At 44.5% G+C, this 16,448-nt stretch carries 16 protein-coding genes; 5 read left to right on the top strand and 11 right to left on the bottom strand.

Features of this window, described 5'->3' with window-relative positions; all coding sequences use genetic code 11:
* Positions 1 to 15 precede the first annotated feature (15 nt).
* The 6 genes from AB6F11_RS06480 to AB6F11_RS06505 all read right to left on the bottom strand — a co-directional run bounded on the left by AB6F11_RS06480 (position 16) and on the right by AB6F11_RS06505 (position 6,833).
* On the bottom strand, positions 16 to 1,032 hold the full coding sequence (locus AB6F11_RS06480) for a GGDEF domain-containing protein (RefSeq protein WP_017060611.1): 1,017 nt from the start codon (positions 1,030 to 1,032) through the stop codon (positions 16 to 18).
* A 457-nt stretch (positions 1,033 to 1,489) separates the two neighbouring features.
* A complete protein-coding gene (locus AB6F11_RS06485; protein WP_004740083.1) occupies positions 1,490 to 1,702 on the bottom strand; it encodes a cold-shock protein in 213 nt (70 codons plus the stop codon).
* Between the two features lie 358 nt (positions 1,703 to 2,060).
* The gene (locus AB6F11_RS06490; protein WP_017064864.1) at positions 2,061 to 3,338 is read right to left on the bottom strand and encodes a cytosine deaminase; all 1,278 of its coding nucleotides are present in this window, start codon (positions 3,336 to 3,338) and stop codon (positions 2,061 to 2,063) included.
* Between the two features lie 9 nt (positions 3,339 to 3,347).
* Positions 3,348 to 4,586 carry a cytosine permease gene (codB, locus tag AB6F11_RS06495; RefSeq protein ID WP_032545811.1) on the bottom strand — a complete coding sequence of 413 codons (1,239 nt, stop codon included), beginning with the start codon at positions 4,584 to 4,586 and terminating at the stop codon, positions 3,348 to 3,350.
* Between the two features lie 679 nt (positions 4,587 to 5,265).
* A complete protein-coding gene (locus tag AB6F11_RS06500) occupies positions 5,266 to 6,489 on the bottom strand; it encodes an HlyD family secretion protein (RefSeq protein ID WP_048608932.1) in 1,224 nt (407 codons plus the stop codon).
* Complete coding sequence (locus tag AB6F11_RS06505) at positions 6,483 to 6,833, bottom strand: MFS transporter (RefSeq protein ID WP_102394157.1); 351 nt, start codon at positions 6,831 to 6,833, stop codon at positions 6,483 to 6,485. The genes AB6F11_RS06500 and AB6F11_RS06505 overlap by 7 nt, the downstream gene beginning before the upstream one ends.
* Positions 6,834 to 6,966: 133 nt before the next feature.
* Between AB6F11_RS06505 and AB6F11_RS06510 the strand changes: the two genes are divergently transcribed.
* A complete protein-coding gene (locus AB6F11_RS06510; protein ID WP_102394156.1) occupies positions 6,967 to 7,974 on the top strand; it encodes an AraC family transcriptional regulator in 1,008 nt (335 codons plus the stop codon).
* 10 nt (positions 7,975 to 7,984) lie between these two features.
* Here AB6F11_RS06510 and AB6F11_RS06515 read toward each other — a convergent pair whose 3' ends face one another.
* Together AB6F11_RS06515 and AB6F11_RS06520 are read right to left on the bottom strand one after the other, a co-directional pair.
* Entirely contained in the window at positions 7,985 to 8,917 is a 933-nt protein-coding gene (locus AB6F11_RS06515) for an urea transporter (protein ID WP_136975849.1), read from the bottom strand.
* Positions 8,918 to 8,999: 82 nt separating this feature from the next.
* Positions 9,000 to 9,659 (bottom strand): pyridoxamine 5'-phosphate oxidase family protein, encoded by a 660-nt coding sequence (locus AB6F11_RS06520; protein ID WP_102394154.1) that lies wholly within the window; start codon positions 9,657 to 9,659, stop codon positions 9,000 to 9,002.
* A 90-nt stretch (positions 9,660 to 9,749) separates the two neighbouring features.
* On the opposite strand from AB6F11_RS06520, the gene AB6F11_RS06525 reads away from it, so the two are divergent.
* Positions 9,750 to 11,207 (top strand): PLP-dependent aminotransferase family protein, encoded by a 1,458-nt coding sequence (locus AB6F11_RS06525; protein ID WP_102394153.1) that lies wholly within the window; start codon positions 9,750 to 9,752, stop codon positions 11,205 to 11,207.
* A gap of 16 nt (positions 11,208 to 11,223) precedes the next feature.
* Here AB6F11_RS06525 and yjeH read toward each other — a convergent pair whose 3' ends face one another.
* On the bottom strand, positions 11,224 to 12,489 hold the full coding sequence (gene yjeH / locus AB6F11_RS06530; protein ID WP_102394152.1) for an L-methionine/branched-chain amino acid transporter: 1,266 nt from the start codon (positions 12,487 to 12,489) through the stop codon (positions 11,224 to 11,226).
* A 256-nt stretch (positions 12,490 to 12,745) separates the two neighbouring features.
* Here yjeH and AB6F11_RS06535 point away from each other — a divergent pair, with 256 nt between their 5' ends.
* The 3 genes from AB6F11_RS06535 (at position 12,746) to AB6F11_RS06545 (ending at position 14,862) form a co-directional block, all read left to right on the top strand.
* Entirely contained in the window at positions 12,746 to 13,207 is a 462-nt protein-coding gene (locus AB6F11_RS06535) for an Lrp/AsnC family transcriptional regulator (protein WP_102394151.1), read from the top strand.
* Positions 13,201 to 14,121 carry a LysR family transcriptional regulator gene (locus tag AB6F11_RS06540; protein WP_102394150.1) on the top strand — a complete coding sequence of 307 codons (921 nt, stop codon included), beginning with the start codon at positions 13,201 to 13,203 and terminating at the stop codon, positions 14,119 to 14,121. Before AB6F11_RS06535 ends, AB6F11_RS06540 begins: the two co-directional genes overlap by 7 nt.
* Before the next feature lie 126 nt (positions 14,122 to 14,247).
* Positions 14,248 to 14,862, top strand: coding sequence for a LysE family translocator (locus AB6F11_RS06545; protein WP_004730033.1), 615 nt, complete (start codon positions 14,248 to 14,250; stop codon positions 14,860 to 14,862).
* 138 nt (positions 14,863 to 15,000) lie between these two features.
* Here AB6F11_RS06545 and AB6F11_RS06550 read toward each other — a convergent pair whose 3' ends face one another.
* Positions 15,001 to 16,164, bottom strand: a complete 1,164-nt coding sequence (locus AB6F11_RS06550) for a carboxylesterase (protein WP_102397949.1) — start codon at positions 16,162 to 16,164, stop codon at positions 15,001 to 15,003.
* A 53-nt stretch (positions 16,165 to 16,217) separates the two neighbouring features.
* On the bottom strand, positions 16,218 to 16,448 hold the full coding sequence (locus tag AB6F11_RS06555; protein WP_017061777.1) for a hypothetical protein: 231 nt from the start codon (positions 16,446 to 16,448) through the stop codon (positions 16,218 to 16,220).

The raw sequence follows: 16,448 nt of genomic DNA on the forward strand, positions 1-16,448 counted from the left end.
CATTGTTGGTGTGTTTTACAAAGGCATGACTCGGTTACGGCCAAGTGATTTCGCTTCATAAAGTAGCTTATCAGCACGTTCAATCAGCGATTGAGCTGATTCGCCGGGTTCAAGTTCAGCGACACCAAACGATGCAGTGATACTGCCGACTTGTTGACCACTGCGGCGATCTTTAATCGACAGCTTTTCTAGAGAGCGACGATTGGTATCAGCGAGTTGACGAGCAATACGCAAAGACTTGTTAGGCACAATCAGCGCGAACTCTTCACCACCAAATCGATAGGCAGAAATACCTTCACGGCAACTTAACTTCAGCTTGCGAGCGATCGCTTTAAGCACCATATCGCCAAACAAGTGGCCATAGGTGTCGTTGAAATTTTTAAAGTGGTCGATATCGAGAAGAATCAGACACAAAGATTGTTGTGCTTCACACAGGGTTTCTATGTCACGGTCGAAAGAGCGACGGTTATAGAGTGTGGTTGTACTATCGAAAAGCGCATCTTTCTGAACTTCTACTAACTGGGTTTTTAGCTTGGTGATCTCTGAGGTTGCAGAGTTTAGCTGAGAGTTTAAAAACTGAGTAGAGTGACGAATATGACGGGATTCAGACACCAGCTGTCGAACTAAGGACATGACTTCATCAATAGATAGGCTTTCATTATCAACACGAGCCAAGTCCTCGAAGCTTTTATCGATCATGTCAGAAAAAGCGGAGGTGTCGGTCAGGGTGTCATTCATTGAATTGGAAACTTCAGAAACTAACAGTTCCAAATTAGCGCGAAGGTCATTGATATTGGTTTCGGATTTGCTGGCAACATAATTGTTGTATAGCTGCTCACCAACGGCAGGAGGACAAATACCGTAGTGTTCTAAAACACCATCCATGTCTTGAGTCAGCTGGGGAATAGCGTTATCGACATAGGTGTACCAAAGTGCGTAATTTGCAGGTGTCGTTGACACCCTGTTCTTCATCATAAGAGGCACCGCTTTTTTTAGATTTGCGGTGGATTTCTGAAATTCGTCTTTGTTCATTATTTTTACTGCAGATACCAAAACAACTAAGCCACTTGCGAACAAGGTTAGCGGATTTCGAAGGTCTTTGCTTTAAAAATTATATGATTAGTGGATGAGGGTTGGATAAATAACTTATTTTTATTATGAATATCGATTGCGTATTCATAAGTGTAATCTAATGGATTGTTCTTTAACCATATTCGGGCTTATCAAACTTTCGGCGTAGCGTGAGTTAGTATCAAAAGATTGCTGAGAATTAAGTGTTGTTTAGGGAAGTGCATACAAAAAGTGACGTAAATTGATCGTTGAGCTTTAACTGAGAAAGTCTAGGTTGAGGACGCTTGGCTGGTGATTTGCATTTGTTCAGAGTTTACGGGGGAAAGCCTGTATCGAGAGGGGAAATGTTTATAAGCAGGCATAAAAAAGCGCCGATAAAAATCAGCGCTTTAAAATTCTTTTTAGCTATAAGAGCTAATTATTGAGCAACAACGTTTGCTGCTTGTAGGCCTTTTTGACCGTTTTCAACTTCGAAAGAAACCTTTTGGCCTTCTTTCAGAGTTTTGAAGCCTTCAGAAACGATTGCACGGAAGTGTACGAATACGTCAGCGCCGCCGTTGTCTTGAGAAATGAAACCGAAACCTTTCTCTTCGTTAAACCATTTTACAGTGCCAGTATTTGTGTTAGACATAATTTGTCCCTTATTCATAAATTTTCTAAGTTGTTGATTGCATTTAATGCAATGCGCTGATAATTGAATTATTTAATATTGCTAAGAAATAAGGAAAAACTACTTACAAAAACGGGTAACGATTTTACATGTCAATTTTTTACTATTCATCTAACTTAAATAACTCCGGCTAACAGAGCGAGAGCATGTTAACACAGTCTTTTGAGATGTACACGCATTGCTTAAGAAATTTGTGCTTTTTTTGTCATACCGTGCGAATGTACAAGATTTACACTGATTTAGTGATAGTTTTGTCGCTTCGTCCAACACAACAAAAGGAAGCATCTCAGCTTCCTTTTGAACATTAGTATAGACGATATTAACGCTTAAAGTTGATATCTTCAGTTTGATCTAAATTTATTTTTGTTTTCGCTGGTTGAGTCTCTGCAATCACCTTACCGTGGCGTATTGAGTACTGCACTGGTACTTGGCGGCGTACTGCATCAAAGCCATTGTCAGCAGGAAGAATCAGCAAGCTACCTGGCTTACCTTCTTCGATACCGAAGTTGTCTTGAATGTTCAATGTGCGAGCAGAGTTCTTGCTGATCAAATCAAGTGAGTTGTTGATTTGGTCGTAGCCCATAACCTGTGTTACATGCAGTCCCATGTGCAGAACTTGAAGCATGTTCGCTGTGCCCAGTGGGTACCATGGGTCAAACACATCATCGTGGCCAAAACAAACGTTGATGTTTGCTGCTAGCATCTCTTTAACGCGCGTTACACCGCGGCGTTTCGGGTAATCGTCGAAACGGCCCTGTAAGTGAATGTTCACTAACGGGTTTGCCACGAAGTTGATACCAGACATCTTCAATAGACGGAATAGGCGAGATGCGTAAGCACCGTTGTAAGAGCCCATTGCAGTGGTGTGGCTAGCAGTTACTTTCTCGCCCATTTCAAACTTATGAGCAAGGGCTGCTAATGTTTCCACAAAGCGAGACTGTTCGTCGTCGATTTCATCACAGTGAACGTCGATCAGACAGTCGTACTTGCGTGCAAGCTCGAACACATAATGCAAAGATTCAACCCCGTATTCACGAGTGAATTCGAAGTGAGGGATAGCACCGATAACGTCAGCGCCGATCTTCACTGCTTCTTCAAGCAACTCTTTGCCGTTAGGGTATGAAAGAATACCTTCTTGAGGGAATGCAACGATCTGGATGTCGACCCACTCTTTCATCTCTTCACGAACTTCAACCATCGCTCTTAACGCAACGAGTGTTGGGTCAGACACATCAACGTGCGTACGAACGTGTTGAACACCGTTAGCTATCTGCCATTTCAGTGTTTGCTTGGCACGAGACTTTACGTCTTCGATTGATAGCAGTTCTTTGCGCTCAGCCCAACGCTCAATACCTTCAAACAAAGTGCCAGAGATGTTCCAGTTAGGCTCACCAGCAGTTTGAGTAGTATCTAGGTGGATGTGCGGTTCACAGAAAGGAGTAACTGCAATGCCACCTTCAGCATCAAGGATGTCGCCTTGATGATTGATTTGCGCGTCATTATCGAGAATGCGAGAAAATTGACCATTTTCAATCAGAATCTGTTTCAAGCCCTCTTGGTCTTGAAGTTTCGCGTTCTTGATTAATAAGGTTGTCATAGTGTGTCCTTAAGCGGCCTGAGATTTCAGAGCTTTTTTGTTCAATAGAGGATTAAGCACGAGGTAACTGATTGCACCACCTAACACTGCGTTCAAAGGAACAACGCCAGGTAGGAAGTGACCAGCGGCTACGCCTGTTGCTACCGCGATAATGCCAGCCCAGTTAACGGTTTGGAACTCTGCATTTGCAAAATCTTTGTAACGTTTACGGTTCGCGAAGAAGTCGGCGATGATTACACCACCAATTGGTGGAATCGCCAGCGAAAGGAAGGTTAACCAACCAACGAAGTTGTTGTATAACCAAAGCGCGAAAATCGTACCGATAATGCCGTTAATGATAGACATTGTAGTACTTGAGCGACCAGTGATGTTAGATAAACCCAGACCAGATGCATAAAGTGCATTTTCATTGGTTGTCCAGATATTCAATCCAAGCACGATGATGGCTGGAAGCAGTAGGCCTTGCGCGATCATCACATCTGAAATATCAGCCTGACCGGTTGCTGCTGCTCCTGCTGCGCCGAAGATAAACATCAGCGAGTTACCGATGAAGAACGCAACCATAGTAATTAATACTGCGCTTGCTGGCTTTTTACCAAAGCGAACGAAATCGGCCGTTAACGTACCCGCACTTACGAACGAACCTACAACCATTGCAAGAGCCATTGAAAAGTCCATTGGCGTCTCTGGTTTAATAAGTTGCAATTGCTCTAGTCCACCAACACTGTCTACCGCAGTCAGTACTGAGTAACCACCCAGAATCGCAATCGCAGGCACTGCAATCGCTGAAAGCACCATTAGCGCTTGAATGCCGAAGTACACTGTACCCGTCATCAATAAGCCAGATACGATAATCAAGGTGTTGGTATCAATGCCCGTTGCTTTTTGTACTGGAATAGCAAACATCGCAACACCCACACCAAACCAACCGACTTGTGTACCACCAAGTAAAGCAGAAGGAAGCCATGAGCCTTTAGTACCGAAAGAGAAACGAGCAAGGAGGTGGGTAGAGAGGCCAGTAGATGAGCCGATGTAGCCAAGAAAAGAAGTGTAAATACCGAGGATTAGGTTACCGATGAGAACGGCGAGGAAGAAATCGTTGAATGAAAGACCTGTCCCGAGTGAACCACCTGTCCACATACTTGCAGAGAAGAAAGTGAGTCCAAGCATTACCATGGTGAGTGAAGCGACTCCTTTCCTAGCCGATGTAGGAACCGGCCCTAGACTGTAGTTATTATCAGCAGCCATTTTTTACCTCCGCAAATGATCAAAATTAAAATTAACGGTCGCCGTATTGCAGGCAAACTTGCGCATTGTGGTGATATAAATCACATAGTCAATGCTAATTTTGTCAATAATTGCCCATAAAAACCAGTTATTGCAGTAATTATATTGTAAAACATAGGGTTATTTTCTGTCTTTATTTAAAAAAAACAAATAGAAAACGTTTTCCATAATGCGTTGGTTATCTGCTGTTCTTGGTTGGCTATGAATGCTTATTATTATACGTCTGAATGGGTGTCTGTATCGAAAAAGAGGGCGGTTGGCCAAACTGCAGGCAAAAAAATAGCCAATCGCAATAATCGCAATTGGCCTATATATTTTGTGAACAAGAATAGGTTCACTAACAACGTCAGTTGGCTAGGTGACCCTCGGCTTAAGAAGGGTCAATATATACATTGCAGTTAGTGTGCCAACTTTTAAAACCACGTAAAACGGCAGTTTTATAGCAATCTGGTGCGTATTTGAGCGATTAATTTGCGTTTTTGCAATATCCAATTGCAAAATGCAATTGCGATTTGCAACTTTAGAGTGTTTATTCGTTTTTCGAGTTTGTGTTCTTTCTAGCGACGAATAGTGAATAAACAAAAAGCCCGTGCGATCTAAGAGCGCACGGGCTTGGGTATTGTTTCACCAATAGGAAGGATTAGATGGAATAGAAGAAGTACAGTTGAGACTTCATTCTAATGATGATCCCGCGTATTACGTCTAGGAACGCCATAAAGCTGATAGGCTTCTCACCGCTTACCCACGCTAATCCGACAGAGCCAACAGGAATATCGTAACCCTCTGCCTCATCAATTTTTAAACGAACAAAGTGGTGCTTGTTCTGAAGGTTTTTGCCTGTGGTAACACGAACCTGCTCATCGATACCCAGCAAGCTTGCTTGCGCTTCACCAGTCGCTTCTACAATACCTTCTACGGTTGCAGAGAATACTTTCCCTGGGTATACCGCTGTCGCAAATTCTGCTGGTTGACCGACCTTAATATTACGAATCGCTTGGTGGTTCACTCGCATCAGCACGTACTTCTCTTCGGTATACATCTGGATACGAGGCATCATTGAAACTCGCTGACCTTCACGAAGAATAAAGTTCGTTACAAAGCCGTCAGTCGGTGCCGTGACTTTGGTGCTGTTCAAGTCCCATTGTGCTTGTGCCAGTGTTGCCTTTGCTGAATCGACCTCAGTTTGCTTCTTGCTAACATTGGTTTCAGCTTTGTGGATGTTTAACTTCGCATTCTCGGCATCGACTTCTTTCTTGCTAAGTTGAGATTCTAACGTCGTAACGTTATACGTCGCTAAGTCTACCTTTGCTGTTTGTTGGTCGATGTCAGTTTCAGTGATCGTATGTTCTACCACTTTGTTTTGCTTCTGGTAACGATCAAGCGTCTTTGACTGCAGCACCAAGTCTGTTTTAGCCGAATCTATTTGTGCGACTGAAGCTTTGATGTCTTCAAGCGCCGATTGATAGCTGACTTTTGCAATGCTCACTTCTTGACGAGCTGTGTCTAAAGCGACCTCGGCAGACTCAAGTTGAACGCTGGCTTTGTCTCTTGCGATGACATATTTGGTGTCATCAATCTCGTAAATTAGCTGCCCTTCAGTCACATCTTGGTTCGGATGGATGTGGACTTTGGAAGTTTTTCCCGACACATTAGTTGAATCTGGACGCAACTGAATATGTGGAGACTGAACCACTGAGCCTCCAGATAGATCCATCGGAGTAAAGTTGAGTAGGCCAACCCATACAAACAGCAACCAAGATGTACCACCTAGGTATGCAAACGCCTTGGTGCCTTTGTTCCAAGGCATACCAACAAGTCTGAGTAAGTAAATGAACAGTGCCCAAATTGCTAAGCCTTCTAACATGCTTGGCTCTCCTCATCTTGCTTGTCGGAAGTTGTTTGCTCCTTGGTTGTGGTCGGTGACTTCCATGTGTCTCTTAGATTGATGATGGCTTTTTCCATATCAACGAAGGCCAAAATTACTGCTAGTACCCATACCCAGTGCCATACAAAACCAATCCATGTTAATGCGGTGATCAAACCGAGTTGCTGATGCTCTTTACTGTGAGCCTTGTTGATTGGTAATTCATGCACACGCCAGAAGCCGTAACATGCAGCAGCGATGGTTGCGACTAACACCACGCCTGCAACTACGTGTAGTGCGGTATCTGCACCGGTTCCGACAAATGGGACACTAACTAAACTCATTGATATACCCTAGGTTAAATTGAGCGCCGAGTGTGATTGATATCAGATTTAGAAGTTGAAAATTTACCAATTACTTTAATAATGATGTCATTATGATTTGATCTGTAATAGTGACTTTTAAGTATGGTGGCTAATGAACAATTGTAACTTCTTAAGAGCATTGGGTATTTTGGGTATTTACCAATACGCAACGACTAATAAGGCTGTGAATACTGAGCAATTAGGTATTCCTAAATCGGTGTTTAATAACCCGATGAACCTTATCCCCGTAAGTGAAGTGGACAAATGGTATGGCTTGCTTGAACAACAAACCGATGATTCCGATATTATCTTGAAGCTGGCTGATAGAGTGGATATTGAAAGGCTAGGCCCTCTCTCTAACTGGTTTTTCTCGGGGCACGATCTGGCGTCGTCCATACGCCGAGTTAACATCGGGTTGCACTGTTTGCAGTCCGGGGCTTTTCTATATGGCGCTCAAGTCGGCAATTTCATCAAATGGTGCTACGACAATCCTGCTTATACTGAGGTGGGTAAAGTTCATGACTCAATTCGAGTTGCCATCTTTATGATGAAGATATTAAGGCGTTACTTGGGAGACGACTTTACTCCCGCAGCCGTCTCTATCGCAGGTTATCGCGAGAACACTCAACTCTATCAAGAGTATTTTGGGTGCAATATTCAGTGGGGCCAGCCACGAACTGAAATCTGGATACCAAGCCAGTCGAGGTTATCGAGCAATCAAGCCCCTTCTTGCGGCAAGATGAGCTTGGCCATGAATTTTCATGACTTGGATAATTACCTCAACATGCCTGATGCCGCGGATGAGCATAAGGTGACCTATGAGATGATCAATTACAGTCGCCATTTCGGCCTGCCAACGCTGCATAAAGTGTCGAGTTTGCTTGGGTTATCTGAACAACAATTTCAACGCCGATTGCATAACTTAGGCATCAACTTTTCTACCATTATGGGCTATGCATTAAGTAACGTGGCCGTGGAGTTGTTGATGTATTCAGTGCCAATAGGTGAAGTCGCGACGAGGCTAGGCTATACCAATGTCGCGAGCTTTAATCGGATGTTTAAGAAACATCGAGGTTTGACCCCCAAGCAATATGTTGAGCGCTTAAAAACCGGCCTGTAACTATACAGAGCTAACTTATGGTTCGTTTATGGATCAGGCTGGACAAGTAAACCACAGCCCAAGTACTCAAAATGAAAGGGGCGGTGAGTGGTAACAGTGACAGTTCATGAAAACCGAGTGTGATGAGGCAGCTTAACAGTATGCCTAATAGGATTAACGGCCAAGGGACTCGTGGATAGAGCACAAGTGCTAGAGTAGCAAGGATGGCGTTGTACCCGTAAAGACCTTGGGCTACCAGTTCGTTAGAAACGCCAATCAAACCGCTAAATACGGTGCTAATTATTACTGCGAGCATAACCCAAATGGCATGCTTGATATTGTTGAGTACGATGGCAACCAATATAACGAGCCCCGACAACGCATTTTCAATGAAGCTGACTTGGCTTATCCCTTTTAACAACGGGATCACCACTGTCGGCAGGTTGAACCATGAGTTAGCCTCAATACTGATGAGTGGCATCAGTGCTGAGTCAGGTGCAGAGAACGCTGATAGCTCAAAGGTCGATTGGATAGCATAAATCAGCCAAGTGGTGAGGATAAAGGCGCTAGTGTAACCGCGATATTTCTTAAAACTGAATACGATGTGGGCAATCGGCACCGTGACTAATGCACCTAACACAGTCACTAAAGCCAATAATGGTGTCACACCAAAAAAGTTACCGATAAATAAGCCAATTAAAGCGCCATTTAGCGCGTACATTCCACTATCAATGTCGTCAACTGACTTGTTGGTGTTGGTGTTGGTGTTGGTGTACATATAACCATAGAAGGCCAATGCAAAGCTGCAACTGGCGCCAAGCAAAGTAAGAAAAGCCAGTGCAAGTGACTCAATAGAAATGGCAAGCAACAGCAAAGTCGACGTCATAACAGACGGTGTGAAATAGACTTGCCCAATGCCATTGAGCAAGCCTTGAAATGGCAAAATATCCTTGTTCGTTTTCATCGTCTGATTACATTATTGAGTCATGTTAAATTTTTGTAAGTCAGATTGTATACAATTTTATCAAGTTCACCATCTTCGAGTGTTAATTCTGATACCAGCGTTCACCATAAGCTTGTTGGTAATCTGGTGTTTCAATGATGCCTTCTTGTTCTGGAACGGTTTCTAATGGCCCAACAACCGTTCGATAAGGTAATACGCCAGCCCATACTGGAATGTCCATATCGGCTTTATCATCATTCACTCCATGTTTACCAATCTTCACGGAAGCTTCTGTTAAAGGTATAGCTAACAACTCGGTCGCGGTGAGTTCTTTTTCATTACTGAGCCTGACTTCATCGGTTCTGCCCGGCGCGATTTGCTCAATAAAGATATTCAACAAGCGATCCTTTTCTTGATTGTCATCGATGACTGAAAATGACCCCAATACCACAGCAGAACGATAATGCGCACTATGATGAAATGCCGAACGAGCCAACACCCAACCATCGAATAAGGTGAACGTTAAACAGGTTGGTTCTCCCTTTTTTAGCCCTTTTAGTAGGCGACTGTTTTTAGCCCCATGAATGTAGACCATATCATCCACTCGCCACGCGAGCATCGGGATAACCATTGGGCCTTGTTCGCCTTGCAATGCAATGTGTGCGATTAAGCTCTCATCAATAATTTGGTGCAGTTTCTCTTGTTCAAATACGGCTTTGTGAGCCCCTTTTTTAATCGTGGTTCTTTTCGTGTTAGATAACATAATCGCTCCTTAATCATTGCCTTTTGATTAATGTAGCGATTAACTGGTCTATTAAATAGAGCCACTTTTAAACACTATTTGGATCCAGTTATGCAGCCTATCGATGTCGGTGACCTACAGTTAGACGAACAACACGACACGCGTCAAACCGCCTTGTTCCACGCGATAAGAGAGAAAATCGTTCAAGATTTATGGAGCAAGGGCAGTAAGTTACCTTCAACACGTAAGTTGGCCGTCGAGTTATCAGTGAGTCGAAATACGGTGATTTACGCGTACGAACAACTGGTCACGGAAGGCTATATCGAGAGTAAGCAAGGCTCAGGGTTTTATGTCTCGGTTGAACAACCAGAACACTTTCTAAGTTTGTCTAAGCCAAACAGTATTCAGGGTCCGAAGGTCAAACAAACAGTCAGTAAACCGAGTGCAAACATAGCGACACCGAACGACATTAACCGTAGCTTTGCCCCCGGAGTCCCTGACTTAGATGCGTTCCCTTTTGCAAAATGGCAGAGGCTGCTGCAACGCCACTCTACACGTCAGAACATTGCGGGCAATCAAGAGGTTCAGGGAAGCTCAGCCTTGAGGGAAGCGTTGAGTGGGTATCTTGCAAGCAGTCGTTCGGTTCATTGCAGTGCCGACAGAATCATCATCACCGCAGGTGCGCAGCAAGCCATCTCAATCGGATTAATGGCAACGTTAGCGATGGACGACAAAATCCTTGTAGAGGAACCCGGTTATCGACAAGTGCATAAAATTATCGATCTGTTGAGACTAGAGCTGGATGGTGTGAGTGTGCGTGAAAAGGTGGGGCTAGATATTGAAAAAGTGTTGTCCAGCAACGCTAAGGCTCTCTATGTCACACCGAGTAACCAATACCCAATGGGCACGACTTTAAATACTGAGCAGCGCCTTAAATTGATCGACTGGGCCAATCAACATCAGTCATGGATCATTGAAGATGACTATGATAGTGAGTTCCAGTTTGCTCATCGTCCTTATACCAGCATGCAAGGGTTGGCGGGAAAGTTGGGATTCGATGACCGCATCATCTATGTTGGCTCTCTGAGTAAGGTTATGTTCAATGGCCTTCGATTAGGGTACTTAGTGGTACCAGAAAGTCTGGTGGCGAAGTGTCTTGAGATCAAAGACGCGCTCACTGGAGACACGGCGTCCCACACACAGGAAGCTTTGGCTGATTTTGTTCGAGAAGGCGACTTGCTGCGTCATATTAGAAAGATGCGCCGGTTATACAAACTCAAGTATGAAGCTATGATAGAAGCGATTGAAAGCGAGTTTAACGGTGATCTTGAAGTGATCAGTCAGGCAGCAGGGCTACATGTGACCGTGAAGTGGTATCAAGGTATATCTGAACATGAGTGGAGCCGACGAGCTGATCTTCAAAATATCATCATTCGTCCGTTTGATTTTTATGAATATGGATCAAGTGATGCTCGCGATTGGAGTGGGGCGGTGTTGGGGTTTGGAAATATCCGTTTGGCTGAGATAAAGCCGAAGATCAAACAGATCGCTCGGCTTTTCTATCAGTGATATTGGTAGGTATCGTTTACAGCTTGTCGACAGAAACGGTGGGTTTACCCAACCACTTTCGCCAAGGGAGTGACAATGTCACAAAAATAGTGACGGCATAGAGCATCGACCAGCTTAAACAGATAAACACCAAGGTACAGATGACCAGTGAGAGTATGGCGGTGTATCTAGATGCGCCAGTCAGTAATCGGCAAGCCGCTAACATTGCAAGCAGATAAACCAGAACGAAAATACCGTTGGCGAGTTTAAGAAAGAATTCGAGATCGAGATTAGACAACTCACCAATCACACAAGAGATAAGCGCGACAAAGCCAATTGCTAAGGTTGGATAAAGTGGCACACCACGGCTATTGAGTTGAGCCATTCTACTTTCAGGACTGTGTTGGCGAGCCTGAGCCCAAATCATACGAGACAAGCTTTGTGTGTAAAGGTTTAGGCTAGCAAAACAAGCAAAGAAACCAAGCACACTGATGACGGTTTTGAAGCCATTACCAAACAGTTGTTCTGTTACCCACGGGATGGATGCAGCATCAAATTCAGGTGAACCATAAGCGCCTAGCTTGATAATAACCACCGAGCAAGCCCAGTACACTATGCCCGCAACGAAACACCCTGCAATGATTGCGATGGGAAAGTCACGCTGTGGATTTTTAAATTCTTCTCCCATGTGAGCAAAGGCTTCTATCCCGACAAAGCACCAAAACATCACCGCTAAGGCTGCGCCAATCGACCACATCGAATCGGACGTCATGGTCGGAACTGCGATGTCAGCTGCTGTGATGTCGGCTTTCCAAACAAAGGCGCTAACCAAGGCAAAAATCGACAAGGCGATCACCGTTTGTAAGCGGCCAGAAGACTTACTGCCCATCAAATTGACGGCAATAAGCAGAGCGACGGTAAAGGACTGAGCGCCAAGTGGTGTGTCGAGTGGTGCTGGCAATAGTTGTTGTGCAAAACCTCCAGCCAATGCAATCGCAGCCGGAATACCGACAGGAATCACACTCACAAACAACCAAGCCACGCTGGTTTCTAATCGCTCACTGAATGCCTGACGCACAAAATAGGCCGTGCCTCCTGCATTGGGGTAGCGTTTCCCTAATGCTGCGAAGGTTAGTGCAATCGGGCAAATGGCGATAAACAGGATTAACCACGCGAGTAGTGACAACTGTCCTGCAATGCCTGCTGCGATGGCAGGGATCATAAATAATCCAGTGCCTAGCAAGGTAGTCGAGAGTTGTCCGATTCCTGAAATAAGCGTGATTTCTTGTTTGAGTTGTGTCATTCGCTCTCCTAGCTATTGGCTTATCATATCGGCCTTCTTGTGCCTGTTTTCTGATGTTTGGGTGATGCTATGAATGAGAGCATACATTGTCGACATCAATAATACAGCTAGCGAAACGTCTTAAGACACCGTCAATTTAACGGAATTAATTTGATTAAACGTGAAAGTGTCGGCTGTCATAATGGCTGTTATAAGTAGGAAAGTTGTGTCAAATTAGGCGTTATAAATAGAACAATAAATGGAAAGAATCAGAAGCATGGATAAATTTGATCGCCAAATTTTGGATATTCTCAAAACCAATGCACGATGCTCAGTGAGCGATATCGCCCGAGATGTCAGTCTTTCGCGTTCGGCGGTGAATGCCAGAATCAAGAAACTGGAAAGCGACAAAGTGATTACGGGTTATTGTGCTCAAGTGACAGAGCCTAACCAAACGAAGAATGTGTGCGCTTACATCTCGTTGAAGTTCGACATGTCGAGCAGTGACCATAGTTGTGAGTCTTACGCGACACGAATCCAGAGTATTGATGAGGTGCAATGGTGCCACTCTATTAGCGGTGAGACTGACATGATGCTTTACGTTGAAGTGGAAAGCATGGAGCGTTTGAACCAAATTCGCGATCGGCTGCAAAGCTATCCAGAGCTTCGACACCTCATGACTCATACTGTCTTGAAGGAATTTTTCAACAAACAGAATGCGACGGTGAATTCATGTTAGGTAATATCAACTTAAACCTACTGCGCTCTCTGCATGTGCTTCTTGAAGAGTGTCATGTCAGTCGAACAGCTCAGCGTTTGCACATCACGCAGTCGGCGGTGAGCCGTCAACTGGCTCAGCTTAGAGATCTATGTGGCGATCCTTTGCTGGTTCGTGATGGCAACAAACTGGTTCCGACTAACCGTGCTTTGTTGCTCAAAGGCAAACTCGATGACTTGCTTGGAGAGTTCGACCACCTTTTAGACGATAAACCCTTTGAACCGCAAGACTGGCAGGGTGAACTGGTATTGTCTTCGAGTGACTATGTGGCTCAGTATATTCTTCCTGTTATTGTTGCAGAGGTGTCCGCCGAAGCCCCCAACATTAATTTGGCCTTCCGTTTGTGGCAGCCAAATTACCTTGAAGCTCTGAACGAGTCGGGTATTCATCTGGCTTCCAGTATGTTTCCCACAAAGCCAGAACATGTCTCAAGCATTAAGCTTGGTGAAGATAAATCGGTGTGTTTAATGCGCAAGTCGCACCCATTAGCCCACCAATCGGCTTTGAGTGCAGAAGATATCGTCAGCTACTCTCACATCAAAGTGACAGGTGGCGGAGATAAAGACAGCTACGCGGACATAGCATTGAAGAAAAAAGGGCTTAAACGAAGAGTGGCTCTGCAGGTTCCGTTCTTTTCATCCGCTGGAACTGTATTAATGCAAGACGACTATCTAATGATCGTGCCGGAACATATCGCCTATAACCTAGGTCGGCACCTCGGTACTGCCTATTTTTCTTTGCCATTTGATACGGAAATGCACACCTATTGGTTAATGTGGCACCCCAAGTATGACAACGACTCTGCCCACAAATGGGCGAGAGAAAAGGCATTCCAAGCGATGCAGAAGTCGAGTTACAATATCAGTATGACTTGAAATCATAGGTGTAATGATAATCTTTGATTTCAAATAATACCTCCTGCGAATTATTGTAAGTGCTAAGTATTGAGTATTAAGCAAAGAGCGTTCCGCTGGGCGCTTTGTTTTACTAGGAATGGAATGATGACAGTAACAATTTGGTTTTCTTTATTAGCGATTTGCTTGTTGGGTGCAATGTCTCCGGGCCCAAGCTTGGCGATGATTGCAAAACACAGTCTGGCTGGTGGCCGTATGAACGGGCTTATCGCGGCTTGGTCTCACGCCGTAGGCATCGGTATTTATGCGTTCGCAACCATTGTTGGTTTAGCCGTTGTGCTTGAGCAATCACCCACGTTGTTCAAAGGCATTAGTTTAGCGGGTGCAGCGTATCTGCTTTATCTCGGCGTGAATGCGTTGCGTTCGAAAGGTGGTGTTGCCGCGAAATTGGAAGCGGGTGAGCAGATGAGTTACATGCAGTCTGCTCGCGAGGCTTTCTTGATCTCTATCTTGAGCCCAAAAATCGCGCTGTTCTTCATCGCTCTGTTTAGCCAATTTGTTGCGTTAGGTAATGAACTGACCAATCAAGTGATTATCGTCTCAACACCGCTACTTGTAGACGGTTTATGGTACACATTTATAACCTTGGTGCTGTCTAGCCCTTTGATTGTTGAACGTATTCGTTCGAAAGCGCAGTTGATTGACCGATTGTCAGGTGTGGTGTTGATTCTGCTTGCTGTGCGTGTGGTGTGGATGATTTAGTCATCACTAGACCTTAAGATCTAAAACGGCTCACAAGAGATTATCTTGTGAGCCGTTTTTGTTTCTACTTATCTAAACGCTAAACGCTAAACGCTAAACGCTAAACGCTAAACGCTAACAGTTAACCGCTAAAAGAAGTTAGCCTGCTGAGTTTAGAACCGAGTCTAATTCTTTCATTGAGTCAGCAAAGTAAGGGTTGTAGGTCAAACGCGCATGGTTCTTCCCTTCTTCACGATAGCCCCAAGCTGAGTACCAAACCTCACTGGTTGCATTGCATTGTTCTTCAAACCCTTCTGCCTGACCATTGGAGCAAATCTTCTCGCTACCATTGATTCCGTAATAAGGGTTGTTTGGTGAGAACAGTAAGCCCATGTGAGAGCCGTTCGAGATGCGTTGCTCTGGGATCTTCATGCTGTACTGAACAGCGCGAGGATCCTCGAGAGTCGTCTCTCCTTGCCAAACCAACACATTGTTTGGATTCGGCATAGATTCAGTAAAGGCTTGCTGAACGTAGTTGGTGTCAATCACGCTGTCGCCTTCACTCATCATAATAAAAACTGGTTTATCGAAGTGTTTATCTTGTAAGTCACCACGTACGACTTCTGATGTCTCGTAGTAAACCGATGCACCATTCATTGGCAACGAGTTGTAACGCAACACATTGTCTTCAGGATCTTGATCCGCCCAAGTGACAAAGTAGCTTGCTAGTCCCGCGTATTGAACGGCAGACGAGCTCGGTTGAAACGCAGGTGAGAACAGCAGTAACCCAGAGATCTTTGGATCGTTCATCGCCTGTGAAGTCACGAGGTTCGCGCCGGTTGAATAGCCGCCTAGCCAAACAGAATCATACTCTTGCTCAAGTAACTTCGTATGGTGAGCCACCACACCTTGCCAATCTTCTAGGCTCGGCTGCATTAAATCACCCACGCGACTGCCGTGACCCGGAAGTAATACGGTTCTCACTAAGTAACCTTGCTCTGCCAAATGGGTAGCGATGTCTTTAAATGAGTAAGGTGAGTCGCCTAATCCATGAACCAATAATACCGCCTTGCCGTTTGGCGAGGTTGGTTGATACTCGGTTGGTGAATTGAGTTGGATCTCGAGTTGCTTGTCTTCCGTCATGAACACGCGGTTTTTCAATAACCAATCTTGTGTGTCATTGACGTAGGCATCAAAGCTGTCTTGCTGATAGCTAGGCAAGTCTGGAGATGTTTCGTAAGCGGGTATCGGTGTCTCGTTGGAACAACCAACGAGACTTAAAGTCGTTAAGGCCAGCAGTGCTAGGAGGGGCTTTCTTTGCATTATGTAATCTTGTCTCTGTTGTGCTTTCACTATGTCTGAAACTAAAGTTTAGGTTACTTTTTGCTTGAAAGGTCTTCGTATTCACCTTCAATAACACCGGCATCATTGGTTGATGACTGACGAGTGTTCATATGAGCTGCGAAACCTTGTTTCTTCATTTGATTCTGAATGCGCTTGCCAGTAATTAAAGCTGCAATAGCTAAAGGAATAGCAAGGATCAAGCTTGTGAATAACGCCAAAAGGCCAGTAAACAATGCAACAATCGTAACTAATATATTTTTCAT

This window comes from Vibrio sp. 10N.247.311.14, assembly GCF_041467715.1.
In the GTDB taxonomy this organism is placed as follows: Bacteria; Pseudomonadota; Gammaproteobacteria; order Enterobacterales; family Vibrionaceae; genus Vibrio; species Vibrio crassostreae_C.